Source organism: Pseudomonas soli (assembly GCF_900110655.1).
In the GTDB taxonomy this organism is placed as follows: domain Bacteria; phylum Pseudomonadota; class Gammaproteobacteria; order Pseudomonadales; family Pseudomonadaceae; genus Aquipseudomonas; species Aquipseudomonas soli.
On the sequence record NZ_FOEQ01000013.1, the window covers coordinates 129403 to 151617 of the forward strand.

Annotated in this window: 35 protein-coding genes; 2 read left to right on the forward strand and 33 right to left on the reverse strand. The window is 58.8% G+C overall.

Translation table 11 applies throughout. The annotated features are described in order from the left end of the window. Positions 1-107 precede the first annotated feature (107 nt). The gene (locus BMY03_RS22590) at positions 108-602 is read left to right on the forward strand and encodes a GlcG/HbpS family heme-binding protein (protein ID WP_232888212.1); all 495 of its coding nucleotides are present in this window, start codon (positions 108-110) and stop codon (positions 600-602) included. An 88-nt stretch (positions 603-690) separates the two neighbouring features. Here the strand turns inward: BMY03_RS22590 and BMY03_RS22595 are convergent, their stop codons facing one another. Continuing rightward, the gene (locus BMY03_RS22595) at positions 691-1239 is read right to left on the reverse strand and encodes a single-stranded DNA-binding protein (protein WP_023629920.1); all 549 of its coding nucleotides are present in this window, start codon (positions 1237-1239) and stop codon (positions 691-693) included. A 9-nt stretch (positions 1240-1248) separates the two neighbouring features. Then, on the reverse strand, positions 1249-2643 hold the full coding sequence (locus BMY03_RS22600) for an MFS transporter (RefSeq protein WP_023629919.1): 1395 nt from the start codon (positions 2641-2643) through the stop codon (positions 1249-1251). Between the two features lie 129 nt (positions 2644-2772). On the opposite strand from BMY03_RS22600, the gene uvrA reads away from it, so the two are divergent. After that, positions 2773-5607: an excinuclease ABC subunit UvrA gene (gene uvrA / locus BMY03_RS22605; protein WP_177182944.1), complete on the forward strand. Its 2835-nt coding sequence runs from the start codon at positions 2773-2775 to the stop codon at positions 5605-5607. 72 nt (positions 5608-5679) lie between these two features. Here the strand turns inward: uvrA and bfr are convergent, their stop codons facing one another. The 31 genes from bfr to BMY03_RS22760 form a co-directional block, all read right to left on the reverse strand. Beyond that, on the reverse strand, positions 5680-6144 hold the full coding sequence (gene bfr / locus BMY03_RS22610) for a bacterioferritin (RefSeq protein WP_028690240.1): 465 nt from the start codon (positions 6142-6144) through the stop codon (positions 5680-5682). A gap of 163 nt (positions 6145-6307) precedes the next feature. After that, positions 6308-7747, reverse strand: coding sequence for a catalase (locus tag BMY03_RS22615; protein WP_094012324.1), 1440 nt, complete (start codon positions 7745-7747; stop codon positions 6308-6310). Between the two features lie 170 nt (positions 7748-7917). Further along, positions 7918-8304: a 50S ribosomal protein L17 gene (gene rplQ, locus BMY03_RS22620; RefSeq protein WP_003255451.1), complete on the reverse strand. Its 387-nt coding sequence runs from the start codon at positions 8302-8304 to the stop codon at positions 7918-7920. Between the two features lie 42 nt (positions 8305-8346). After that, the gene (locus tag BMY03_RS22625; RefSeq protein ID WP_003255452.1) at positions 8347-9348 is read right to left on the reverse strand and encodes a DNA-directed RNA polymerase subunit alpha; all 1002 of its coding nucleotides are present in this window, start codon (positions 9346-9348) and stop codon (positions 8347-8349) included. A gap of 22 nt (positions 9349-9370) precedes the next feature. After that, positions 9371-9991: a 30S ribosomal protein S4 gene (gene rpsD / locus BMY03_RS22630; protein WP_023629185.1), complete on the reverse strand. Its 621-nt coding sequence runs from the start codon at positions 9989-9991 to the stop codon at positions 9371-9373. Between the two features lie 15 nt (positions 9992-10006). Continuing rightward, positions 10007-10396, reverse strand: a complete 390-nt coding sequence (gene rpsK / locus BMY03_RS22635) for a 30S ribosomal protein S11 (RefSeq protein WP_012270237.1) — start codon at positions 10394-10396, stop codon at positions 10007-10009. 18 nt (positions 10397-10414) lie between these two features. After that, positions 10415-10771, reverse strand: a complete 357-nt coding sequence (gene rpsM, locus BMY03_RS22640; RefSeq protein ID WP_003255457.1) for a 30S ribosomal protein S13 — start codon at positions 10769-10771, stop codon at positions 10415-10417. A 131-nt stretch (positions 10772-10902) separates the two neighbouring features. Then, positions 10903-11019: a 50S ribosomal protein L36 gene (rpmJ, locus tag BMY03_RS22645; protein ID WP_002555468.1), complete on the reverse strand. Its 117-nt coding sequence runs from the start codon at positions 11017-11019 to the stop codon at positions 10903-10905. A 30-nt stretch (positions 11020-11049) separates the two neighbouring features. Continuing rightward, a complete protein-coding gene (secY, locus tag BMY03_RS22650) occupies positions 11050-12381 on the reverse strand; it encodes a preprotein translocase subunit SecY (protein WP_003257108.1) in 1332 nt (443 codons plus the stop codon). Then, a complete protein-coding gene (rplO, locus tag BMY03_RS22655; RefSeq protein WP_011531896.1) occupies positions 12382-12816 on the reverse strand; it encodes a 50S ribosomal protein L15 in 435 nt (144 codons plus the stop codon). 3 nt (positions 12817-12819) lie between these two features. Continuing rightward, the gene (rpmD, locus tag BMY03_RS22660; protein WP_011531895.1) at positions 12820-12996 is read right to left on the reverse strand and encodes a 50S ribosomal protein L30; all 177 of its coding nucleotides are present in this window, start codon (positions 12994-12996) and stop codon (positions 12820-12822) included. 2 nt (positions 12997-12998) lie between these two features. Continuing rightward, a complete protein-coding gene (rpsE, locus tag BMY03_RS22665) occupies positions 12999-13499 on the reverse strand; it encodes a 30S ribosomal protein S5 (protein ID WP_023629184.1) in 501 nt (166 codons plus the stop codon). Positions 13500-13502: 3 nt separating this feature from the next. Next, positions 13503-13853 (reverse strand): 50S ribosomal protein L18, encoded by a 351-nt coding sequence (gene rplR / locus BMY03_RS22670; protein WP_023629183.1) that lies wholly within the window; start codon positions 13851-13853, stop codon positions 13503-13505. A 10-nt stretch (positions 13854-13863) separates the two neighbouring features. After that, positions 13864-14397, reverse strand: coding sequence for a 50S ribosomal protein L6 (gene rplF / locus BMY03_RS22675; RefSeq protein ID WP_038707244.1), 534 nt, complete (start codon positions 14395-14397; stop codon positions 13864-13866). 12 nt (positions 14398-14409) lie between these two features. Then, positions 14410-14802, reverse strand: coding sequence for a 30S ribosomal protein S8 (rpsH, locus tag BMY03_RS22680; RefSeq protein ID WP_023629182.1), 393 nt, complete (start codon positions 14800-14802; stop codon positions 14410-14412). 210 nt (positions 14803-15012) lie between these two features. After that, positions 15013-15318, reverse strand: coding sequence for a 30S ribosomal protein S14 (gene rpsN, locus BMY03_RS22685; RefSeq protein ID WP_023629181.1), 306 nt, complete (start codon positions 15316-15318; stop codon positions 15013-15015). A 13-nt stretch (positions 15319-15331) separates the two neighbouring features. Beyond that, positions 15332-15871: a 50S ribosomal protein L5 gene (gene rplE, locus BMY03_RS22690; RefSeq protein ID WP_003255474.1), complete on the reverse strand. Its 540-nt coding sequence runs from the start codon at positions 15869-15871 to the stop codon at positions 15332-15334. 20 nt (positions 15872-15891) lie between these two features. Beyond that, the gene (rplX, locus tag BMY03_RS22695) at positions 15892-16206 is read right to left on the reverse strand and encodes a 50S ribosomal protein L24 (RefSeq protein WP_023629180.1); all 315 of its coding nucleotides are present in this window, start codon (positions 16204-16206) and stop codon (positions 15892-15894) included. A gap of 11 nt (positions 16207-16217) precedes the next feature. Next, the gene (gene rplN, locus BMY03_RS22700; protein ID WP_008089810.1) at positions 16218-16586 is read right to left on the reverse strand and encodes a 50S ribosomal protein L14; all 369 of its coding nucleotides are present in this window, start codon (positions 16584-16586) and stop codon (positions 16218-16220) included. Positions 16587-16609: 23 nt separating this feature from the next. Beyond that, positions 16610-16876 carry a 30S ribosomal protein S17 gene (gene rpsQ / locus BMY03_RS22705; RefSeq protein WP_003255478.1) on the reverse strand — a complete coding sequence of 89 codons (267 nt, stop codon included), beginning with the start codon at positions 16874-16876 and terminating at the stop codon, positions 16610-16612. A 2-nt stretch (positions 16877-16878) separates the two neighbouring features. After that, positions 16879-17070: a 50S ribosomal protein L29 gene (rpmC, locus tag BMY03_RS22710; RefSeq protein WP_002555481.1), complete on the reverse strand. Its 192-nt coding sequence runs from the start codon at positions 17068-17070 to the stop codon at positions 16879-16881. After that, positions 17070-17483: a 50S ribosomal protein L16 gene (gene rplP / locus BMY03_RS22715; protein WP_009397508.1), complete on the reverse strand. Its 414-nt coding sequence runs from the start codon at positions 17481-17483 to the stop codon at positions 17070-17072. The genes rpmC and rplP overlap by 1 nt, the downstream gene beginning before the upstream one ends. A 12-nt stretch (positions 17484-17495) precedes the next feature. Further along, positions 17496-18182 (reverse strand): 30S ribosomal protein S3, encoded by a 687-nt coding sequence (gene rpsC / locus BMY03_RS22720; RefSeq protein WP_011531889.1) that lies wholly within the window; start codon positions 18180-18182, stop codon positions 17496-17498. A gap of 13 nt (positions 18183-18195) precedes the next feature. After that, positions 18196-18528 (reverse strand): 50S ribosomal protein L22, encoded by a 333-nt coding sequence (rplV, locus tag BMY03_RS22725; protein ID WP_003103908.1) that lies wholly within the window; start codon positions 18526-18528, stop codon positions 18196-18198. 11 nt (positions 18529-18539) lie between these two features. After that, positions 18540-18815, reverse strand: coding sequence for a 30S ribosomal protein S19 (rpsS, locus tag BMY03_RS22730; protein ID WP_003255482.1), 276 nt, complete (start codon positions 18813-18815; stop codon positions 18540-18542). 16 nt (positions 18816-18831) lie between these two features. Beyond that, on the reverse strand, positions 18832-19656 hold the full coding sequence (rplB, locus tag BMY03_RS22735; RefSeq protein WP_003255483.1) for a 50S ribosomal protein L2: 825 nt from the start codon (positions 19654-19656) through the stop codon (positions 18832-18834). 14 nt (positions 19657-19670) lie between these two features. Then, complete coding sequence (rplW, locus tag BMY03_RS22740; RefSeq protein ID WP_003255484.1) at positions 19671-19970, reverse strand: 50S ribosomal protein L23; 300 nt, start codon at positions 19968-19970, stop codon at positions 19671-19673. Continuing rightward, entirely contained in the window at positions 19967-20569 is a 603-nt protein-coding gene (gene rplD, locus BMY03_RS22745) for a 50S ribosomal protein L4 (RefSeq protein ID WP_003255485.1), read from the reverse strand. The genes rplW and rplD overlap by 4 nt, the downstream gene beginning before the upstream one ends. A 12-nt stretch (positions 20570-20581) precedes the next feature. Then, positions 20582-21217 carry a 50S ribosomal protein L3 gene (gene rplC / locus BMY03_RS22750; RefSeq protein WP_011531887.1) on the reverse strand — a complete coding sequence of 212 codons (636 nt, stop codon included), beginning with the start codon at positions 21215-21217 and terminating at the stop codon, positions 20582-20584. Between the two features lie 80 nt (positions 21218-21297). Continuing rightward, positions 21298-21609 (reverse strand): 30S ribosomal protein S10, encoded by a 312-nt coding sequence (gene rpsJ / locus BMY03_RS22755; RefSeq protein ID WP_003186070.1) that lies wholly within the window; start codon positions 21607-21609, stop codon positions 21298-21300. A 141-nt stretch (positions 21610-21750) separates the two neighbouring features. Beyond that, on the reverse strand, positions 21751-22215 hold a 465-nt coding region (locus BMY03_RS22760; RefSeq protein ID WP_027614254.1), incomplete at its 5' end, for an EF-Tu C-terminal domain-related protein.

Below are 22215 nucleotides of genomic sequence, written 5' to 3' on the forward strand. Positions count from 1 at the left end.
ATCATGGAAAGGTAATGCAATCCCACATTGCGATCAGAAACGGACTACATCTCAAGCCAGCTTTTGCTTGCTAGGTTGCTGAATCCACATGGACGAGGCACGTATGAATGAACACGAAACACTTCATGGTCGGGCTCTTGCTCGCCCTCCCGATGCACGTAACGCCCACACTGGCGGCCCCACCCAACCGGCCCGACACCCCTGCCATTTCGCCCATTAGCGCCGAGAAGGCTCGAAGCCTGGCCGCCGCCGCCGAGCGCGCCGCCCGTGCCCAGGGCTTCGCCATCGTCATCAGCATCGTCGACAACCACGGCAATCTGAAGCATTTCCACCGCATGGACGGCACCAGCAGCGGTAGTGTCCAGGTAGCGCAGCTCAAAGCCGCTACATCTGCACGCTTTCCACTTTCATCCCGCTCACTGGGTGAACGCAGCGCCGGATTGCCAGCCAATCCCTACGCTTCGCTGCCCGGTTTCACTTTGCTGGAAGGCGGGTTGCCAATCATGGATGCGAACGGCAGGCATATCGGCGGTATAGGCATCAGCGGAGCAACACCAGAGCTTGATGCACAGTTTGCCCAGGCGGCGCTCGAAGAAAGCTGACAGGCAAAAAGAAACCCGCTTCATGCCTGAAGCGGGTTTCTTGTCACAGCTCCGTTCACCTGTGGCACCTAGTGCCCACAGGCAAGGATCAGAACGGAATATCGTCGTCGAAGCTGTCGAAGTCAGCGGCAGGCTGCGGAGCCGGCTGTTGCGGCGCTGGGCGCTGCGGCGCTTGTTGCGGGCGCTGGGCCTGCTGACGCGGAGCCTGGTTGTACTGTTGCTGCTGACCGCCCTGGTTGTAGTTGTTGCCACCACCCTGGTTGTACTGGTCGCCACCGCCCTGCTGGCCCTGCGGACGACCGCCGAGCAGCTGCATGGTGCCGTTGATGTCGACGATGATCTCGGTGGTGTAGCGCTTGATGCCGTCCTTTTCCCACTCGCGGGTCTGCAGCTTGCCCTCGATGTAGCACTGCGAACCCTTGCGCAGGTATTCGCCGGCGATTTCGGCGACCTTGCCGAACAGCGAGACACGGTGCCACTCGGTGCGCTCGACCTTCTGGCCCGACTGCTTGTCGGTCCACTGCTCGCTGGTGGCCAGGCTCAGGTTGGTCACGGCGTTACCGTTGGGCAGGTAGCGGACTTCGGGATCCTGACCGCAGGTACCGACCAGAATGACTTTGTTAACCCCACGGGCCATAACGTTCTCCTAGGCTTCGCACGCCGCAGAGGCTGGGTTCACCAGACGCTCGAGGGTCGCACGGTCCAAAATTTTCGTATCCAGTTTGATATAGATGGCGGCTTCTTCTGCCACCACCACAGCGTCGGTCACACCCGGCACGGCCATCAGGCGCTCGGTCAGCCCGGCTTCCCGGACCGCTTCCGGCGTCAGCGGCATGCGCAGGCTGGTCACGTACGGCGGCTCGTTCATGCGCAACGCCGTCAGCAGCCAGAAGGCGCACAAGCCAGCGCAGCCGAGGAACACCATGCTCAAGCCACCGTGCTGGAACAACCAGCCACCGAGGATGCCACCCAGTGCCGCGCCAAGGAACTGGCTGGTGGAGTACACCCCCATCGCCGTGCCCTTGCCGCCGGCAGGCGACACCTTGCTGACCAGCGAAGGCAAGGATGCCTCCAGCAGGTTGAATGCAGTAAAGAATACCACGGTGCCGATCACCAGTCCGCGCAAGTTGTCAGCCCACTGCCAGAAGAACACCTCCACCAGCAGCAGGACACTGACCGCGCCGAGCAACACGCGTTTCATCTTGCGCTTCTTTTCCCCGTAGATGATGAAGGGGATCATTGCAAAAAATGAAACCAGCAGCGCGGTCAGGTACACCCACCAGTGCTGCTCCTTGGGCAGCCCGCCTCGCTCGACGAAGGCCAGGGGCAGCGCCACGAAGCTGGCCATCAGGATGGCGTGCAGCACGAAAATACTGATGTCCAGGCGCAGAAGGTCCGGATTGCGCAGGGTCGGGCCGAGGGCCTGGCGGGCGACACCGGACTCGCGATGGCTCAGCACACTGTGCGAGCTGGGCACGACGAAGGCGATCAGCGCGATGCCGACCAGGGCAAGTCCTGCAGTGGCCAGGAATAATCCTGACAAACCAAAGGCGCGGGTCAACAGCGGGCCGACCACCATCGCCACGGCGAACGACAAGCCGATGCTCATGCCGATCATGGCCATGGCCTTGGTCCGGTGCTGTTCGCGGGTCAGGTCGGACAACAGCGCCATGACCGCCGCGGAAATCGCCCCCGCGCCCTGCAGGATGCGCCCGGCGATAACGCCCCAGATCGAGTCGGCCTGGGCCGCCAGCACACTGCCCAGGGCGAAGATCACCAGCCCCACATAGATCACCGGTCGGCGACCGATGCGGTCGGAAACCACCCCGAACGGAATCTGCAGCACCGCTTGCGTCAGACCATAGGCGCCGATGGCCAGGCCGATCAGGGCCGGTGTGGCGCCGGCCAGGTCCATGCCGTAGGTGGCCAGCACCGGCAGCACCATGAACATGCCCAGCATACGAAAGGCAAAGACCAGGGCCAGGCCGCTCGCGGCGCGGGTTTCGCTGCCACTCATGCGCTCGTTGTGGGTGTCGTGCATGGATTAACCTCGTGTGAACCGGCGGCGATTCTAACAGTCCGACGCCTTGACGGCATATACGCGACGCTTTGCCGCGTACTGGCAGCGCGCCGTATACTGCTTTGTTTATGCCCGCCGAGCGAGGCCGTAGTGGACAAGATCCTGATCCGTGGGGCGCGTACCCACAACCTGAAGAACATCGACCTGACCCTGCCCCGGGACAAACTGATCGTGATCACCGGCCTGTCCGGGTCCGGCAAGTCCTCGCTGGCGTTCGACACGCTTTACGCCGAAGGCCAGCGACGCTATGTCGAGTCGCTGTCGGCCTATGCCCGGCAGTTCCTGTCGATGATGGAAAAGCCCGACGTCGACACCATCGAAGGATTGTCGCCGGCCATCTCCATCGAGCAGAAGTCGACCTCGCACAACCCGCGCTCGACCGTCGGCACCATTACCGAGATCTACGACTACCTGCGCCTGCTCTATGCCCGCGTCGGCACCCCGCGCTGCCCGGACCATGACATCCCGCTTGAGGCGCAAACGATCAGCCAGATGGTCGACCTGGTGCTGGAAAAGCCCGAAGGCAGCAAGCTGATGCTGTTGGCGCCGGTGATCCGCGAGCGCAAGGGTGAGCACTTGGCGGTGTTCGACGAGCTGCGCGCCCAGGGTTTCGTACGCGCCCGGGTCAACGGCAAGCTCTACGAGCTCGACGAGTTGCCCAAGCTCGACAAACAAAAGAAACACAGCATCGATGTGGTGGTAGACCGCTTCAAGGTCCGCGCCGACCTGCAGCAGCGCCTGGCCGAGTCCTTCGAGACCGCGCTCAAGCTGGCCGACGGCATCGCCCTGGTGGCGCCGATGGACGACGAGGAAGGCGAAGAAGTGATCTTCTCGGCGCGCTTCGCCTGCCCGGTGTGCGGCCATGCGATCAGCGAGCTGGAGCCGAAGCTGTTCTCCTTCAATAACCCGGCTGGCGCCTGCCCGACCTGCGATGGCCTGGGGGTCAAGCAGTTCTTCGACACCAAGCGCCTGGTCAACGCCGAGCTGACCTTGGCCGAAGGCGCGATTCGCGGTTGGGACCGGCGCAACGTCTATTACTTCCAGATGCTCGGCTCGCTGGCCGCGCATTACGGCTTCAGCCTGGAAGAACCATTCGGCGAGCTGTCCGCCGAGCACCAGAAGGTCATCCTGAACGGCAGTGGCAAGCAAAGTGTCGACTTCAAGTACCTCAACGACCGTGGCGACATCGTCAAGCGCTCGCACCCGTTCGAAGGCATCGTGCCGAACCTTGAGCGTCGCTATCGCGAGACCGAGTCGGCCACCGTGCGTGAAGAGCTGGCCAAGTTCCTCGGCACCCAGCCCTGCCCTGATTGCCGCGGCACCCGCCTGCGCCGCGAAGCGCGCCATGTCTGGGTGGGCGAGAAGACCCTGCCGGCAGTGACCAACCTGCCGATCGGTGAAGCCAGCAACTACTTCGGCGCGCTGACCCTCACCGGTCGGCGTGGCGAGATCGCGGCGAAGATTCTCAAGGAGATCTGCGAGCGCCTGCAGTTCCTGGTCAACGTAGGCCTCGACTACCTCACCCTCGACCGCAGCGCCGATACCCTGTCTGGAGGCGAGGCCCAGCGCATCCGCCTGGCCAGCCAGATCGGCGCAGGCCTGGTGGGCGTGATGTACATCCTCGACGAGCCCTCGATCGGCCTGCACCAGCGCGATAACGACCGCTTGCTGGCGACGCTCAACCACCTGCGCGACCTCGGTAACACGGTGATCGTGGTCGAGCACGACGAGGACGCCATCCGCCTGGCCGACTACGTGGTGGACATCGGCCCGGGCGCTGGTGTGCATGGCGGGCAGATCGTCGCCGAGGGCTCGCCCGAGGAGGTGATGGCGCATCCCGACTCGCTGACCGGCAAATACCTGTCCGGGCGCAAGAAGATCGTCGTGCCGGCCAAGCGCACCCCGCGCAACAAGAAACTGTCGCTCAAACTCAAGGGCGCGCGCGGCAACAACCTGCAGAACGTCGACCTGGAAGTGCCGATCGGCCTGCTGACCTGCGTGACCGGTGTGTCCGGCTCGGGCAAATCGACGCTGATCAACAACACCTTGTTCCCCCTGGCCGCCACCGCCCTCAACGGCGCGAGCAGCCTGGAAGCGGCGCCGCACGCCAGCGTCGATGGCCTACAGCACCTGGACAAGGTGGTCGATATCGACCAAAGCCCGATCGGCCGTACGCCACGGTCGAACCCCGCGACATACACCGGCATCTTCACGCCGATCCGCGAGCTGTTCGCCGGCGTGCCGGAATCGCGCTCGCGCGGATACGGTCCGGGGCGCTTCTCGTTCAACGTCAAGGGTGGTCGCTGCGAGGCCTGCCAGGGCGACGGCCTGATCAAGGTCGAGATGCACTTCCTGCCTGACATCTACGTGCCGTGCGACGTGTGCAAGAGCAAGCGTTACAACCGCGAGACCCTGGAGATCAAGTACAAGGGCAAGAACATCCACGAAGTGCTGGAAATGACCATCGAGGATGCCCGCGAGTTCTTCGACGCAGTACCTGCCCTGGCGCGCAAGCTGCAGACCCTGATGGATGTGGGCCTGTCGTATATCAAGCTGGGGCAATCGGCGACCACGCTGTCGGGCGGCGAAGCGCAGCGGGTCAAGCTGTCTCGCGAGCTGTCCAAGCGCGACACTGGCAAGACCCTGTACATCCTCGACGAACCCACCACTGGCCTGCACTTCGCCGACATCCAGCAACTGCTGGATGTACTGCACCGCCTGCGTGACCACGGCAATACCGTGGTGGTGATCGAGCACAATCTGGATGTGATCAAGACCGCCGACTGGCTGGTGGACCTGGGGCCGGAAGGCGGGTCCAAAGGCGGCCATATCATTGCCTGTGGCACCCCAGAGGAGCTGAGCAAGATGAAGCAGTCGTACACTGGCCACTACCTCAAGCCGCTGCTTGAGCGTGACCGGGCCTGAGTGCCGCCGGCGACATGAAAAAGCCCCTGGTACCATCGGTGCCAGGGGCTTTTTCGTAGGGCTGTGGATAACTTACATCTGCGACTGCAGATAGTTCTCCAGGCCGATGGCCTTGATCAGACCCTGCTGCTTCTCCAGCCAGTAGGTATGATCTTCTTCGGTGTCGGCCAGCTGCGCGCGCAGGATGTCGCGGCTGATGTAGTCCTTGTGCAGTTCGCACAGCTCGATGCCCTTGCACAGCGCGGCACGTACCTTGTACTCGAGCTTGAGGTCGGCCTCGATCATTTCCGGCACGGTGCTGCCCACTTCCAGGTCGTCGGCGCGCATGTCCGGAGTACCTTCGAGCATGAGGATACGGCGCATCAGGGCATCGGCGTGCTGCGTCTCTTCTTCCATCTCGTGGTTGATACGCTCGTAGAGCTTGGTCAAGCCCCAGTCTTCGTACATGCGCGAGTGGATGAAATACTGATCGCGTGCTGCCAGTTCGCCCTTCAGCAACGTGACGAGATAGTTGATTACGTCCGGGTGACCTTGCATCGCCCTGCTTCTCCGTGTGAATACATCAATAGGGCCTAGTGTGAACCAGGTTTTGCTCGCGGTCACTGAAAAACGCGCAATTAGAAGCAAAAAATCGGCTAAACAGTAGTGATATTCATTGAAAAACCGCCCAAATGAGGGCGGTTCTTCTTATCACTTCGACTTAGGCGAGATTCACACCCAACGCCTTCGCGATCCCTTCTCCATAGGCCGGATCAGCCTTGAAGAAGTACTGCAGCTGACGCTGGATGACATCGTCGCTGACACCGGCCATGGTCCCGGCGATGTTGTTGATCAACAGCGCCTTTTGTTCATCGCTCATCAGGCGGAACAGTGCCCCGGCATGGCTGTAGTAATCGTTGTCCTCACGGTGATCGTAACGATCCGCCGAGCCGTTCAGCGCCAGAGCGGGCTCGGCATGCCGCGGAGGTTGCTTCGGCGCGCTCGCATGGCTGTTGGGCTCGTAGTTGGGAGCGCCGCCGTATGCGCCGATGGCCATGGAGCCGTCGCGCTGATAGCTGTTCACCGGGCAGCGCGGCGCATTGACCGGCAGTTGCTGGTGGTTGGTGCCTACGCGGTAGCGATGCGCATCGGCATAGGCGAACACACGGCCCTGCAGCATGCGGTCTGGCGACAGGCCAACCCCGGGGATCATGTTGCTGGGCCCGAACGCCGCCTGCTCGACCTCGGCGAAGTAGTTGAGCGGGTTGCGGTTGAGCTCCAGCACACCGACTTCGATCAACGGGTAGTCCTTCTGCGACCAGGTCTTGGTCACATCGAACGGGTTTTCGTCGCGGCTGGCCGCCTCGGCCTCGCTCATCACCTGGATGCACACGGTCCAACGCGGGAAATCGCCGCGCTCGATGGCCTCGAACAGGTCACGCTGGGCGTAGTCCGGGTCGCTCCCGGCCAGGCGTGCGGCATCGGCCGGCGCCAGGTTCTTGATGCCTTGCTGGGTCTTGAAGTGCCATTTGACCCAGCTCCGCTCGCCCTGGGCGTTGATCAGGCTGTAGGTGTGGCTGCCGAAGCCGTGCATGTGGCGGTAGCCATCGGGAATGCCGCGATCGGAGAACAGGATGGTGACCTGGTGCAGTGCCTCGGGCGAATGCGACCAGAAGTCCCACATCATTTGCGCGTTCTTCAGGTTGGTCTGTGGGTGGCGCTTCTGGGTGTGGATGAAGTCGGGGAACTTCAGCGGATCACGAATGAAAAACACCGGGGTATTGTTGCCGACGATGTCCCAGTTACCTTCCTCGGTGTAGAACTTCACCGCGAAACCACGTGGGTCTCGCTCGGTGTCCGCGGAGCCGCGCTCACCACCCACGGTGGAGAATCGCAGGAACGTCTCGGTCTGCTTGCCGATAGCCTCGAACAGCCTGGCACTGGTGAGCTCGGTGATATCACGAGTGACGGTGAAGGTACCGTAGGCGCCGGAGCCTTTGGCGTGAACGCGACGCTCCGGGATGTTCTCGCGGTTGAAGTGGGCAAGCTTCTCGAGCAGGTGGAAATCGTCGAGCAGCAGCGGGCCACGGGGGCCTGCGGAACGGGAGTTCTGGTTGTCGGCTACGGGTGCACCGCTGGCGGTAGTGAGAATCTTGCTCATGGGCTCTCCTGATCGGTCTTGAATTGCCGGCTAATCGGCTTGAGGAGAGTATTGTCGAGCGAAGTTACAAGAACAAATTCATTAGATGACTTACATCAATAGAAAATAACAATTCACCAGACAACAAAAAACCGGGCCTAGGCCCGGTTTCTTGTAGCAGACAGAACGTCTTACTCGGCAGCTTCTACAGCACCACCGACCGGACGATCAACCAGCTCGACGTACGCCATAGGCGCGTTGTCGCCAGCGCGGAAACCGCACTTCAGGATACGCAGGTAGCCGCCCTGACGGGTGGCGTAGCGCTTGCCCAGGTCGTTGAACAGTTTGCCAACGGCGGACTTCGAACGGGTACGGTCGAAGGCCAGACGACGGTTGGCAACGCTGTCTTCCTTGGCCAGGGTGATCAGCGGCTCGGCAACGCGGCGCAGTTCCTTGGCTTTCGGCAGGGTGGTTTTGATCAGCTCGTGCTCGATCAGCGACACAGCCATGTTCTGGAACATAGCTTTGCGGTGAGAGCTGGTACGGCTCAGGTGACGTCCACTTTTACGATGACGCATGATTCATTCCTTACCAAACACAACGTTCGGTGATTACGACGATCAGGCAGTCGCCTTGTCGTCTTTCTTAAGGCTTGCAGGCGGCCAGTTGTCGAGGCGCATGCCGAGAGACAGACCACGGGAGGCCAGGACGTCCTTGATTTCAGTCAGGGACTTCTTGCCCAGGTTAGGAGTCTTCAACAGCTCTACTTCGGTACGCTGAATCAGGTCGCCGATGTAGTAGATGTTCTCCGCCTTGAGGCAGTTGGCCGAACGTACGGTCAGTTCCAGGTCGTCAACCGGGCGCAGCAGGATCGGATCGATCTCGTCTTCCTGCTCGACCACAACCGGCTCGCTGTCACCTTTGAGGTCGACGAACGCGGCCAGCTGCTGTTGCAGGATGGTCGCGGCACGACGGATGGCCTCTTCAGGATCCAGGGTACCGTTGGTTTCCAGATCGATGACCAGCTTGTCCAGGTTGGTACGCTGCTCAACACGGGCGTTCTCGACCACGTAGGCGATACGACGCACCGGGCTGAACGAAGCGTCCAGCTGGAGACGGCCAATGCTGCGGCTTTCGTCTTCGTCGGTCTGACGGGAGTCGGCCGGCTCGTAACCGCGACCACGAGCTACAGTGAGCTTCATGTTCAGGGCGCCGTTGGACGCCAGGTTCGCGATTACGTGATCGGGGTTGACGATCTCGACATCGTGATCCAGCTGAATATCGGCAGCGGTAACCACCCCCGAACCCTTTTTCGACAAGGTCAGCGTAACTTCGTCACGACCGTGCAGTTTGATAGCCAGGCCTTTCAGGTTCAACAGGATTTCAATGACGTCTTCCTGTACACCTTCGATCGCGGAGTACTCGTGGAGTACGCCATCGATCTCGGCCTCGACTACTGCACAGCCAGGCATGGAGGACAACAGGATGCGGCGCAGCGCGTTGCCCAGGGTATGGCCGAAGCCACGCTCGAGAGGCTCGAGCGTGATCTTGGCGCGGGTTGGACTGACAACCTGCACGTCGATGTGACGGGGTGTCAGAAACTCATTTACCGAAATCTGCATGGATGCACCTATTTTCTAGCCCTTACTTGGAGTAGAGCTCGACAATCAGGTTTTCGTTGATGTCGGCGGACAGGTCGCTGCGAGCAGGAACGTTCTTGAAAACGCCCGACTTTTTAGCAGCATCCACATCAACCCACTCAACGCGGCCACGCTGGGCGCACAGTTCAAGGGCTTGAACAATGCGCAGCTGGTTCAGCGACTTCTCGCGAACCGAGACCACGTCACCCGGACGAACTTGGTAGGATGGAATGTTTACGGTTTTACCGTTGACGCTGATAGCTTTGTGCGAAACCAGCTGACGGGACTCGGAACGAGTCGAGCCGAAGCCCATACGGTAAACGACGTTATCCAGACGGCACTCGAGCAGTTGCAGCAGGTTCTCACCAGTTGCGCCTTTTTTCGAGGCAGCAGCTTGGTAGTAACCGCGGAACTGACGCTCCAGAACACCGTAGATACGACGAACTTTTTGTTTCTCGCGCAGCTGGGTACCGTAGTCGGACTGACGGCCACGGCGCTGGCCGTGGATACCTGGGGCTGCTTCGATGTTGCACTTCGATTCCAGAGCGCGAACGCCGCTCTTCAGGAACAGGTCAGTGCCTTCACGGCGAGACAGTTTGCATTTTGGACCAATGTAACGTGCCATTTATCTGTCTCCTGATTACACGCGACGCTTCTTCGGCGGACGGCACCCGTTATGCGGGATTGGCGTCACGTCGGTGATGCTGGCGATCTTGTAGCCGCAGCTGTTCAGTGCACGAACGGCGGACTCACGACCTGGACCTGGACCCTTGACGTTCACGTCGAGGTTCTTCAGACCGTATTCCAGCGCAGCTTGACCAGCACGCTCAGCAGCGATCTGTGCTGCGAACGGGGTGGATTTGCGCGAACCACGGAAACCCGAACCACCGGAAGTAGCCCAGGACAGCGCGTTGCCCTGACGGTCGGTGATGGTCACGATGGTGTTGTTGAAAGACGCATGGATGTGGGCGATGCCATCAACCACTGTCTTTTTGATTTTTTTACGAGGACGAGCAGCAGGTTTTGCCATGTCTATATTCCTGGGCGATTACTTGCGGATCGGCTTACGCGGGCCCTTACGGGTGCGTGCGTTGGTCTTGGTGCGCTGACCGCGAACCGGCAGACCTTTACGATGACGCAGGCCGCGGTAGCAACCCAGGTCCATCAAGCGCTTGATCTTCATGTTGATGTCACGGCGCAGGTCACCTTCGGTGGTGAACTTCGCGACTTCGCCACGCAGGGTTTCGATTTGCTCGTCGCTCAGATCCTTGATCTTAGCGGCTGGGTTTACACCAGCATCTGCACAGATTTTCTGTGCAGTTGTGCGACCGACACCATAGATGTAGGTCAGCGAGATAACAGTATGCTTGTTATCTGGAATGTTGACGCCTGCAATACGGGCCATTCAGTGGGACTCCAATTGACAGCTACCTACGCCCCGGAAGCCAAGAAATAGGGCGCGAGATAATATCGCTGTAGAAACGAATAATCAACCCAGCAGCACACTAGCTGCTGGGTTTGAAGCGCGGATCACACTCAGCCTTGGCGCTGCTTGTGACGCGGTTCCGCGCTGCAGATCACGCGCACGACACCTTCGCGACGAATGATCTTGCAGTTGCGGCACAGCTTTTTCACCGATGCACGAACTTTCATTACCGACTCCTCGAACCTTAAGGGGCTAAATCAGCGCAGCAGACCGCTGCCGCCGTAGCCTTTCAGGTTGGCTTTCTTCATCAGGGATTCGTACTGGTGCGAAACGAGGTGCGATTGTACTTGGGACATGAAGTCCATCACAACCACTACCACAATCAGCAACGAGGTCCCGCCAAGGTAGAACGGCACGTTTGCTGCTACCACCAGGAACTGGGGCAGAAGGCACACGGCCATCATGTAAAGAGCACCGAACATGGTCAAACGGGTCAGAACGCCATCAATGTAGCGCGCCGACTGCTCACCAGGACGGATGCCCGGAATAAAGGCACCGGACTTCTTCAGGTTTTCCGCTACGTCTTTCGGGTTGAACATCAACGCTGTGTAGAAGAAGCAGAAGAAAATGATCCCTGCACTAAACAGCAGAATGTTCAACGGCTGACCAGGAGCGATCGACTGCGAGATGTCCTGCAGCCAGCCCATACCTTCAGACTGACCGAACCAGGCACCCAGCGAAGCCGGGAACAGCAAGATGCTGCTCGCGAAAATGGCCGGGATTACCCCCGCCATGTTCACTTTCAGCGGCAGGTGGCTGGTCTGCGCAGCGAAGACCTTGCGGCCCTGCTGACGCTTGGCGTAGTGAACGGCGATACGACGCTGACCACGCTCGATGAACACCACGAAGCCGATAATCGCTACTGCCAGCAAACCGATTGCGACCAGGGCGAAGATGTTGATATCGCCTGTGCGTGCAGACTCGAAAGACTGCCCGATTGCTCTCGGAAGACCGGCAACGATACCTGCGAAGATCAACATCGAGATACCGTTGCCCACACCGCGCTCGGTGATCTGCTCGCCCAGCCACATCATGAACATCGCGCCCGCCACGAAGGTGGAGACGGCGACGACATGGAAGCCGAGGCCAACAGAAAACGCCACGCCCTGGTTGGCCAGGCCAATGGACATGCCAATGGCTTGGACCAGCGCCAGGATAACGGTGCCGTAGCGGGTGTACTGGCTGATCTTGCGACGGCCAGCTTCACCTTCCTTCTTCAACTGCTCCAGCTGCGGGCTGACAGCGGTCATGAGCTGCATGATGATCGATGCCGAGATGTACGGCATGATCCCCAGTGCAAAGATGCTCATGCGCTCCAGCGCGCCGCCGGAAAACATGTTGAACAAGCTAAGAATGGTCCCCTCATTCTGCCGGAACAGATCCGCGAGACGGTCCGGGTTAATGCCTGGTACCGGGATGTGCGCGCCAATCCGATAGACGATGATCGCCATGAACAGAAAACGCAGACGAGCCCAGAGTTCCGACATCCCGCCCTTACCGAGCGAAGAGAGAGCACCTTGCTTAGCCATTTATTCCTCGAACTTGCCGCCAGCTGCTTCGATAGCCGCACGTGCACCTTTGGTGACGGCGATACCCTTGAGGGTGACTGCGCGAGTGACTTCGCCCGACAGCATGATTTTCACACGCTGTACGTGCTGGCCGATCACGTTTGCGTCCTTCAGGGACTGAACGGTGATCAGATCGCCTTCCACCTTGGCCAGCTCGGACAGACGCACTTCAGCGCGGTCCATGGCTTTCAGGGAAACGAAGCCGAACTTCGGCAGGCGACGGTGCAGCGGCTGTTGACCGCCTTCGAAGCCTGGAGCGATGGAACCACCAGAACGGGAGGTCTGACCTTTGTGACCACGGCCACCGGTCTTACCCAGACCGCTACCGATACCACGGCCCGGACGGTGCTTCTCGCGACGGGAACCCGGCGCTGGACTCAGATCATTGAGTTTCATCGATTAACCCTCGACCTTCAGCATGTAGTAAGCCTTGTTGATCATCCCGCGGTTCTCGGGAGTATCCTGGACTTCTACAGTGTGACCGATACGACGCAGACCCAGACCCTTCACGCACAGTTTGTGGTTAGGGATACGGCCCGAGACGCTCTTGATCAGCGTAACTTTTACGGTTGCCATGATCAGATGATCTCCTCAACAGTCTTGCCGCGCTTGGCAGCAATGGACTCAGGGGATTGCATGGCTTTCAGACCCTTGAAGGTGGCGTGAACCACGTTCACCGGGTTGGTCGAACCGTAGCACTTGGCCAGGACGTTCTGAACGCCAGCAACTTCCAGGACGGCACGCATTGCGCCACCGGCGATGATACCGGTACCTTCCGAGGCAGGCTGCATGTAGACCTTCGAGGCGCCGTGGGCGGCCTTGGTGGCGTACTGCAGGGTGGTGCCCTTCAGGTCAACCTGAATCATGTTGCGACGAGCAGCTTCCATGGCTTTCTGGATCGCGGCAGGTACTTCGCGCGATTTGCCACGGCCAAAGCCAACACGACCCTTGCCATCACCTACCACGGTCAGCGCGGTGAAGGTGAAGATACGGCCGCCTTTAACGGTTTTGGCTACGCGGTTAACTTGAACCAGCTTCTCGATGTAGCCTTCGTCGCGCTTTTGATCGTTATTTGCCATAACTTAGAACTCCAGCCCGCCTTCACGAGCAGCATCAGCCAGCGCCTTGACGCGGCCATGGTACTTGAAGCCGGAACGGTCAAAGGCAACTTGAGATACACCGGCGGCTTTCGCGCGCTCAGCTACCAGCTTGCCAACCTTAGTGGCCGCGTCGATGTTGCCAGTGGCGCCATCACGCAGTTCTTTGTCCAAGGTCGAGGCGCTTGCCAGAACCTTGCTGCCGTCGGCCGAAATGACCTGGGCATAGATGTGCTGCGAGGAGCGGAACACGCACAGACGCACGGCTTCGAGCTCGTGCATTTTCAGGCGTGCTTTGCGAGCGCGACGCAGTCGAATAACTTTTTTGTCGGTCATTTGCTAGGCCCTACTTCTTCTTGGCTTCTTTACGACGGACTACTTCGTCCGCGTAACGCACACCCTTGCCCTTGTAAGGCTCTGGCGGACGGAAACCGCGGACTTCAGCGGCCACCTGACCCACCAGCTGCTTGTCGATACCCTTGATCAGGATGTCGGTCTGGCTTGGGGTTTCAGCGGTGATACCGGCTGGCAGTTCGTAATCCACTGGGTGCGAGAAGCCCAGAGCCAGGTTCAGGACGGTGCCTTTGGCCTGAGCTTTGTAACCAACACCGACCAGCTGGAGCTTGCGCTCGAAGCCTTGGCTTACGCCGTGGACCATGTTGTTCACCAGGGCGCGGGTGGTACCGGCCATGGCGCGAGCTTGCTGGTCACCGTTGCGAGCGACGAAACGCAGCTCACCAGCTTCTTCGGTAACTTCAACAGACGAGTGAACGTTCAGTTCGAGAGTGCCCTTGGCACCCTTTACCGAAAGCTGCTGACCGGCGAATTTGACTTCGACGCCTGCTGGCAGCTTAACGGGGTTCTTAGCGACGCGAGACATGCCTATCTCCCCTTAGAACACTGTGCACAGAACTTCGCCGCCGACACCGGCAGCGCGCGCAGCGCGGTCAGTCATCACACCTTTGTTGGTGGAGACGATAGACACGCCCAGGCCGCCACGTACTTTCGGCAGCTCAGAGACGGCCTTGTACTGGCGCAGGCCAGGACGGCTGGTACGCTTCAGTTCCTCGATGACCGGACGGCCTTCGAAGTACTTGAGTTCGATCGACAGGGAAGGCTTGGCTTCGCCGTTGACTTCGTAGCCGGCGATGTAACCTTCGTCTTTCAGTACTTTGGCAACCGCGACCTTCAGGGTAGAAGAAGGCATGCTTACGACAGACTTTTCAGCCATCTGGGCATTACGGATGCGAGTTAGCATGTCCGCTAACGGGTCCTGCATACTCATGGGCTAGATGCTCCTGATACAAGAATTATTAGCCTTGCGGCTATCACAACCACCCGAGCAGGCAGGGCAAAAAACCCGGGCTCAGGTGAGCCGGTCATTCTAGACACAAGGCAGAAACGAAACAAGCCCCATATAGGGGCTTGTTTCAATGCGAGGTCACCGGCGGTCGGAAGATCACTCCCCTTCCACCGGTGGTCACGCCAACCGGGATTACCAGCTGGCCTTGACCAGACCTGGCACGTCACCACGCATGGCGGCTTCGCGCAGCTTGTTACGGCCGAGGCCGAACTTGCGGTACACGCCGTGCGGACGACCGGTGATGCGGCAACGGTTACGCATGCGCGAAGCGCTGGCGTCACGTGGTTGCTTCTGCAGGGCGACAACGGCAGCGAAACGCTCTTCTGGAGAGGCGTTCAGGTTGACGATGGTCGCTTTCAGCTCGGCACGCTTTTTGGCGTACTTGGCTACCGTGAGCTGACGCTTCAGCTCGCGGTTTTTCATGCTCTTCTTGGCCATTTTCCTACTCCAATCAGTTGCGGAACGGGAACTTGAAAGCACGCAGCAGAGCGCGGCCTTCGTCGTCCGAACGAGCAGTGGTGGTCAGGGTGATGTCCAAACCGCGCAGAGCATCGATCTTGTCGTAGTCGATTTCCGGGAAGATGATCTGCTCTTTCACGCCCATGCTGTAGTTGCCACGACCATCGAAGGACTTGGCATTCAGGCCGCGGAAGTCGCGAACCCGAGGCAGGGAGATCGCCAGCAGGCGGTCCAGGAATTCGTACATCTTGTCGCTACGCAGGGTCACCTTGACGCCGATCGGCCAGCCTTCACGGACTTTGAAGCCCGCGATGGATTTACGAGCGAAAGTCACGACCGGCTTTTGACCGGTGATCTTTTCCAGGTCGGCAACAGCGTGCTCGATGACTTTCTTGTCGCCGATCGCTTCGCCCAGACCCATGTTCAGGGTGATTTTGGTAACGCGCGGAACTTCCATCACGTTCGACAGCTTAAGTTCTTCCTTAAGCTTGGGAGCGATTTCGTTCCGGTAAATCTCTTTCAGTCGTGCCATGGTCTTCTACCTAGCAGTGTTCAAGCATCAACCGCTTTTTGGGTCGACTTGAAGACACGAATTTTCTTGCCTTCTTCTACTTTGAAGCCAACGCGGTCAGCCTTGTTGGTTTCGCTGTTGAAGATGGCAACGTTGGAAGCGTGCAGTGGCGCTTCTTTTTCGACGATACCGCCCTGAACGCCCGCCATCGGGTTAGGCTTGGTATGACGCTTGACCAGGTTCACACCACCGATGACCAGACGGTCATCAGCCAGAACCTTCAGCACCTTACCGCGCTTACCCTTGTCTTTGCCGGCGATCACGATGATCTCGTCGTCACGACGAATCTTTTGCATGTCGGATCTCCTTAGAGCACTTCAGGGGCGAGCGAAACGATCTTCATGAACTTCTCGGTACGAAGTTCACGGGTCACTGGCCCGAAGATGCGAGTACCGATCGGCTCTTGCTTGGTGTTCAGCAGAACAGCAGCGTTGCCGTCGAAACGAATGATGGAACCGTCAGCGCGACGTACACCGTGACGGGTACGGACGACAACAGCGGTCATCACCTGGCCTTTTTTGACCTTACCGCGAGGAATTGCTTCCTTGACGGTAACTTTGATGATGTCACCGATACCGGCGTAACGACGGTGGGAACCGCCGAGCACCTTGATGCACATGACGCGACGAGCGCCGCTGTTATCGGCCACATCGAGCATGGATTGAGTCTGAATCATAAAATTTCTCCGACCCCTAGCCCTTAGACTTCAACAGCGCGTTCGAGGACTTCAACCAGTGCCCAGGACTTGGTCTTGGCCAGCGGACGGGTTTCACGGATGGAAACCTTGTCGCCGATCTTGCACTGGTTGGCTTCGTCGTGCGCGTGCAGCTTAGTCGAACGCTTAACGTATTTACCGTAGATCGGGTGCTTTACGCGACGCTCGATCAGAACGGTGATGGTCTTGTCCATTTTGTCGCTGACGACACGGCCAGTCAGCGTACGGACGGTTTTTTCAGCTTCAGCCATGATCACTTACCTGCCTGCTGGTTGAGCACAGTTTTCACGCGAGCGATGTCACGCTTAACTTGCGAGAGCAGGTGCGACTGCCCCAACTGGCCAGTTGCTTTCTGCATGCGCAGATTGAACTGGTCGCGCAGCAAGCCGAGCAGTTGCTCATTCAGTTGCTGTGCGGATTTTTCACGAAGTTCATTCGCTTTCATCACATCACCGTCCGCTTAACAAAGGAGGTGGCGAGTGGCAGCTTTGCAGCAGCCAGGGCGAAAGCTTCGCGCGCCAGCTCTTCAGAAACACCCTCGATCTCGTACAGGACTTTGCCTGGCTGAATCTGGGCAACCCAGTATTCCACGGAACCCTTACCTTTACCCATCCGCACTTCGAGAGGCTTCTTGGTAACCGGCTTGTCCGGGAACACACGGATCCAGATCTTGCCGCCACGCTTAACGTGACGGGTCAGGGCACGACGTGCCGACTCGATCTGGCGAGCGGTGAGACGACCGCGGGCGACAGCTTTCAGAGCGAACTCGCCGAAGCTGACCTTGCTACCGCGCAGTGCCAGACCACGGTTGTGGCCGGTCATCTGCTTGCGGAATTTTGTACGCTTTGGTTGCAACATTTGGCGTACCCCTTACTTAGCAGCTTTTTTACGAGGCGCTGGTGCTTGCGGCTTCAGCTCTTCCTGGCGACCACCAATAACTTCGCCTTTGAAGATCCAAACCTTCACACCGATCACACCGTAAGTGGTGTGAGCTTCGTAGGTGTTGTAGTCGATATCGGCACGCAGGGTGTGCAGGGGCACACGACCTTCGCGATACCACTCGGTACGTGCGATCTCGGCACCGCCGAGACGACCGCTCACCTGGATCTTGATGCCCTTGGCACCAATACGCATGGCGTTCTGCACGGCGCGCTTCATGGCGCGACGGAACATTACGCGGCGCTCCAGCTGCTGGGCTACGCTCTGAGCAACCAGCATGGCGTCGAGTTCCGGCTTGCGGATCTCTTCGATGTTGATGTGCACAGGCACACCCATCTGCTTGGTCAGGTCCTGACGCAGCTTCTCAACATCTTCACCTTTCTTGCCGATAACGATACCGGGACGAGCGGTGTGGATGGTGATGCGTGCAGTTTGAGCCGGGCGATGGATATCGATACGGCTAACGGACGCGCTTTTTAGTTTGTCTTGGAGGTACTCGCGAGTTTGCAGATCCTTCAGCAGGTAATCTGCGTAAGTCGCGCCGTCTGCGTACCAGACGGAGGTGTGCTCCTTGACGATTCCCAGGCGAATGCCAGTGGGATGTACTTTCTGACCCATCTGATCGACTCCGTTACTTGTCCGCAACCTTGACAGTGATATGGCAAGACCGCTTGACGATGCGATCAGCACGGCCTTTGGCACGTGGCATGATGCGCTTCAGCGAACGCCCTTCGTTGACGAAGACGGTGGAGACCTTCAGGTCATCAACGTCTGCGCCTTCGTTGTGTTCGGCGTTGGCAACGGCCGACTCGAGGACTTTCTTCATGATTTCAGCGGCTTTTTTGCTGCTGAAGGCCAACAGGTTGAGCGCTTCGCCCACCTTCTTCCCGCGGATCTGGTCGGCGACCAAGCGGGCTTTCTGGGCGGAGATGCGAGCGCCCGACAACTTAGCGGCTACTTCCATTTCCTTACCCCTTAACGCTTGGCTTTCTTGTCAGCCACGTGCCCGCGGTAGGTGCGGGTACCGGCGAACTCGCCCAGTTTGTGGCCGACCATGTCTTCGTTCACGAGAACTGGGACGTGTTGGCGACCGTTGTGTACCGCGATGGTCAGACCGACCATTTGTGGCAGGATCATCGAACGGCGCGACCAGGTTTTAACTGGCTTGCGATCGTTCTTCTCCACCGCCACTTCGACCTTCTTCAACAGGTGAAGATCGATAAAAGGACCTTTTTTCAGAGAACGTGGCACTGTCGTATCCCTCTAGTTACTTGCGACGACGGACGATCATGTTGTCGGTACGCTTATTACCACGGGTTTTAGCACCCTTGGTTGGGAAGCCCCATGGCGATACCGGATGACGACCACCGGAGGTACGACCTTCACCACCACCATGCGGGTGGTCAACCGGGTTCATGGCAACACCACGAACGGTTGGGCGAACGCCGCGCCAGCGTTTGGCACCAGCTTTACCCAGCGAACGCAGGCTGTGCTCGGAGTTCGAGACTTCGCCCAGGGTCGCACGGCACTCAGCCAGGACTTTACGCATTTCACCAGAGCGCAGACGCAGGGTCACGTAGACACCTTCGCGAGCGATCAGCTGAGCCGAAGCACCAGCGGAACGAGCGATCTGAGCACCTTTACCCGGCTTCAGTTCGATGCCGTGAATGGTGCTACCTACTGGAATGTTGCGCAGTTGCAGTGAGTTACCGGCCTTGATTGGGGCCAGGGCACCTGCGATCAGCTGGTCACCAGCGCTCACGCCTTTAGGGGCGATGATGTAGCGACGCTCACCGTCTGCGTAGCACAGCAGGGCGATGTGAGCAGTACGGTTTGGATCGTATTCGATACGCTCGACAGTGGCTGGGATGCCATCTTTGTCGTTGCGACGGAAGTCGACCAGACGGTAGTGCTGCTTATGACCACCACCCACGTGACGCGTGGTGATGCGGCCATTGTTGTTACGACCACCAGACTTCGATTTCTTCTCGATCAGCGGTGCGTGAGGAGCGCCTTTGTGCAGCTCCTTGTTGACCACCTTGACCACGAAACGGCGGCCAGGGGAAGTCGGTTTGCATTTAACGATTGCCATGATGCACCCCTTCCTTACTCAGCACTGCTGCTGAAATCGAGATCTTGGCCTGGCTGAAGGGAGACGATCGCCTTCTTCCAGTCATTACGCTTGCCCAGACCACGTGCGGTACGCTTGGTTTTACCCAGAACGTTAACGGTCGACACGTTTTCAACTTTTACGTTGAACAGGCCTTCGACAGCTTTCTTGATTTCCAGCTTGGTTGCATCGGTAGCAACCTTGAATACGAACTGGCCTTTTTTCTCAGCCAGAACGGTAGCCTTCTCGGAAACGTGCGGGCCAAGGAGGACTTTGAATACGCGTTCCTGGTTCATCCCAGCAGCTCCTCGAATTTCTTCACGGCCGAGACAGTGATCAACACTTTCTCGTATGCGATCAGACTGACCGGGTCGGAACCTTGAACGTCACGTACGTCGACGTGCGGCAGGTTACGAGCAGCCAGGTACAGGTTCTGATCAACAGCGTCCGAAACGATCAGTACGTCGCTCAGACCCATGCCGTTCAGCTTGTTCAGCAGATCTTTGGTTTTCGGTGCTTCAACAGCGAAGTCCTGAACCACGACCAGACGGTCGCTACGCACCAGCTCGGCGAGGATGGAGCGCAGGGCTGCGCGGTACATCTTCTTGTTGAGCTTCTGCGAATGATCTTGAGGACGAGCTGCGAAAGTTACACCACCGCCACGCCAGATCGGACCACGGGTAGTACCGGCACGAGCACGGCCAGTACCTTTCTGACGCCATGGGCGCTTACCGCCACCGGCTACGTCAGAACGGGTCTTCTGCTGCTTGGTGCCCTGACGGCCGCCGGCCATGTAGGCCACGACTGCTTGGTGTACCAGCGTCTCGTTGAATTCGCCACCGAAAGTCAGTTCGGAAACTTCGATCGCCTGAGCGTCATTTACATTAAGTTGCATGTCAGTTTCCCCTTACCCGCGAGCCTTGACAGCTGGACGCACAACCACGTCGCCGCCAGTAGCGCCTGGAACGGCACCCTTGATCAGCAGCAGGTTGCGTTCAGCGTCTACGCGTACTACTTCCAGGGACTGCACAGTCACGCGCTCAGCGCCCATGTGACCGGACATTTTCTTGCCCTTGAATACACGACCAGGAGTCTGGCACTGGCCGATGGAGCCAGGGACACGGTGCGATACGGAGTTACCGTGGGTGTTATCTTGACCACGGAAGTTCCAGCGCTTGATGGTACCGGCGAAGCCTTTACCTTTGGACTGACCGGTTACGTCTACCAGCTGGCCTGCAGTGAAGAGTTCAGCTTTGATCAGATCGCCAGCCTGGAAATCGCCTTCTTCAAGACGGAACTCCCAGACACCGCGACCAGCGGCAACGTTGGCCTTGGCAAAGTGGCCTGCCTGAGCGGCGGTCACACGCGAAGCACGACGCTCGCCGACAGTGACTTGCACTGCACGGTAGCCATCAGTTTCTTCGGTTTTGAACTGGGTGACGCGATTCGGCTCGATCTCGATGACCGTGACCGGAATGGAGACACCTTCTTCGGTGAAAATACGGGTCATGCCCGCTTTCCGACCGACTACACCAATAGTCATGTTGTAAACCTCATGAGTGTACGGGGCTTTCACCCGCTATGGCCGCCCATTTCAGAGCGTTACACGACCAGACCGAAGTCTTAGCCGAGGCTGATCTGTACTTCCACGCCGGCCGCCAGATCGAGCTTCATCAGCGCGTCAACGGTTTTATCCGTTGGCTGGACGATGTCCAGAACACGCTTATGAGTGCGAATCTCGTACTGGTCACGCGCGTCTTTGTTGACGTGCGGGGAGACCAGAACGGTGAAACGCTCTTTGCGGGTAGGCAGTGGAATTGGACCACGCACTTGTGCACCAGTACGTTTCGCGGTTTCCACGATTTCCTGGGTGGATTGGTCGATCAGGCGATGGTCGAAAGCCTTCAACCTGATACGGATTTGCTGATTTTGCATTGGATTTCAGACTCCAGGCTGTTCCCAACGGACGCACTACGCCCGCTAAAAGGAGGCGTGATTCTATAGACGCCCCAATTTAGTGTCAACCCAATAAAAAAAGCCCCCGCTGAGCGGGGGCTTTTTCAATCGGTCGAGTGATTACTCGATGATTTTGGCTACGACGCCGGCGCCGACGGTACGACCGCCTTCACGGATGGCGAAACGCAGACCGTCTTCCATTGCGATGGTCTTGATCAGGGTGACAGTCATCTGGATGTTGTCACCTGGCATTACCATTTCAACGCCTTCCGGCAGTTCGCAGTTACCGGTCACGTCAGTGGTACGGAAGTAGAACTGAGGACGGTAGCCTTTGAAGAACGGAGTGTGACGGCCGCCTTCTTCCTTCGACAGGACGTAGACTTCTGCGGTGAACTTGGTGTGCGGCTTGACCGAACCTGGCTTGACCAGAACCTGGCCACGCTCAACGTCGTCACGCTTGGTACCACGCAGCAGAACGCCGCAGTTCTCGCCAGCACGACCTTCGTCCAGCAGCTTGCGGAACATCTCAACACCGGTGCAGGTGGTGGTGGTGGTGTCACGCAGACCAACGATTTCCAGGGCGTC

Bases quoted from the DNA above. Each gene is read 5' to 3' on its own strand.
- BMY03_RS22590 (WP_232888212.1), top strand. From the start codon at position 108: ATGAACACGAAACACTTCATGGTCGGGCTCTTGCTCGCCCTCCCGATG.
- BMY03_RS22595 (WP_023629920.1), bottom strand. From the start codon at position 1,239: ATGGCCCGTGGGGTTAACAAAGTCATTCTGGTCGGTACCTGCGGTCAG.
- BMY03_RS22600 (WP_023629919.1), bottom strand. From the start codon at position 2,643: ATGCACGACACCCACAACGAGCGCATGAGTGGCAGCGAAACCCGCGCC.
- bfr (WP_028690240.1), bottom strand. From the start codon at position 6,144: ATGCAAGGTCACCCGGACGTAATCAACTATCTCGTCACGTTGCTGAAG.
- BMY03_RS22615 (WP_094012324.1), bottom strand. From the start codon at position 7,747: ATGAGCAAGATTCTCACTACCGCCAGCGGTGCACCCGTAGCCGACAAC.
- rplQ (WP_003255451.1), bottom strand. From the start codon at position 8,304: ATGCGTCATCGTAAAAGTGGACGTCACCTGAGCCGTACCAGCTCTCAC.
- BMY03_RS22625 (WP_003255452.1), bottom strand. From the start codon at position 9,348: ATGCAGATTTCGGTAAATGAGTTTCTGACACCCCGTCACATCGACGTG.
- rpsD (WP_023629185.1), bottom strand. From the start codon at position 9,991: ATGGCACGTTACATTGGTCCAAAATGCAAACTGTCTCGCCGTGAAGGC.
- rpsK (WP_012270237.1), bottom strand. From the start codon at position 10,396: ATGGCAAAACCTGCTGCTCGTCCTCGTAAAAAAATCAAAAAGACAGTG.
- rpsM (WP_003255457.1), bottom strand. From the start codon at position 10,771: ATGGCCCGTATTGCAGGCGTCAACATTCCAGATAACAAGCATACTGTT.
- rpmJ (WP_002555468.1), bottom strand. From the start codon at position 11,019: ATGAAAGTTCGTGCATCGGTGAAAAAGCTGTGCCGCAACTGCAAGATC.
- secY (WP_003257108.1), bottom strand. From the start codon at position 12,381: ATGGCTAAGCAAGGTGCTCTCTCTTCGCTCGGTAAGGGCGGGATGTCG.
- rplO (WP_011531896.1), bottom strand. From the start codon at position 12,816: ATGAAACTCAATGATCTGAGTCCAGCGCCGGGTTCCCGTCGCGAGAAG.
- rpmD (WP_011531895.1), bottom strand. From the start codon at position 12,996: ATGGCAACCGTAAAAGTTACGCTGATCAAGAGCGTCTCGGGCCGTATC.
- rpsE (WP_023629184.1), bottom strand. From the start codon at position 13,499: ATGGCAAATAACGATCAAAAGCGCGACGAAGGCTACATCGAGAAGCTG.
- rplR (WP_023629183.1), bottom strand. From the start codon at position 13,853: ATGACCGACAAAAAAGTTATTCGACTGCGTCGCGCTCGCAAAGCACGC.
- rplF (WP_038707244.1), bottom strand. From the start codon at position 14,397: ATGTCTCGCGTCGCTAAGAACCCCGTTAAGCTGCCAGCAGGCGTCGAA.
- rpsH (WP_023629182.1), bottom strand. From the start codon at position 14,802: ATGAGTATGCAGGACCCGTTAGCGGACATGCTAACTCGCATCCGTAAT.
- rpsN (WP_023629181.1), bottom strand. From the start codon at position 15,318: ATGGCCAAGAAGAGCATGAAAAACCGCGAGCTGAAGCGTCAGCTCACG.
- rplE (WP_003255474.1), bottom strand. From the start codon at position 15,871: ATGGCACGACTGAAAGAGATTTACCGGAACGAAATCGCTCCCAAGCTT.
- rplX (WP_023629180.1), bottom strand. From the start codon at position 16,206: ATGCAAAAGATTCGTCGTGACGACGAGATCATCGTGATCGCCGGCAAA.
- rplN (WP_008089810.1), bottom strand. From the start codon at position 16,586: ATGATTCAGACTCAATCCATGCTCGATGTGGCCGATAACAGCGGCGCT.
- rpsQ (WP_003255478.1), bottom strand. From the start codon at position 16,876: ATGGCTGAAGCTGAAAAAACCGTCCGTACGCTGACTGGCCGTGTCGTC.
- rpmC (WP_002555481.1), bottom strand. From the start codon at position 17,070: ATGAAAGCGAATGAACTTCGTGAAAAATCCGCACAGCAACTGAATGAG.
- rplP (WP_009397508.1), bottom strand. From the start codon at position 17,483: ATGTTGCAACCAAAGCGTACAAAATTCCGCAAGCAGATGACCGGCCAC.
- rpsC (WP_011531889.1), bottom strand. From the start codon at position 18,182: ATGGGTCAGAAAGTACATCCCACTGGCATTCGCCTGGGAATCGTCAAG.
- rplV (WP_003103908.1), bottom strand. From the start codon at position 18,528: ATGGAAGTAGCCGCTAAGTTGTCGGGCGCTCGCATCTCCGCCCAGAAA.
- rplB (WP_003255483.1), bottom strand. From the start codon at position 19,656: ATGGCAATCGTTAAATGCAAACCGACTTCCCCTGGCCGCCGTTTCGTG.
- rplW (WP_003255484.1), bottom strand. From the start codon at position 19,970: ATGAACCAGGAACGCGTATTCAAAGTCCTCCTTGGCCCGCACGTTTCC.
- rplD (WP_003255485.1), bottom strand. From the start codon at position 20,569: ATGCAACTTAATGTAAATGACGCTCAGGCGATCGAAGTTTCCGAACTG.
- rplC (WP_011531887.1), bottom strand. From the start codon at position 21,217: ATGACTATTGGTGTAGTCGGTCGGAAAGCGGGCATGACCCGTATTTTC.
- rpsJ (WP_003186070.1), bottom strand. From the start codon at position 21,609: ATGCAAAATCAGCAAATCCGTATCAGGTTGAAGGCTTTCGACCATCGC.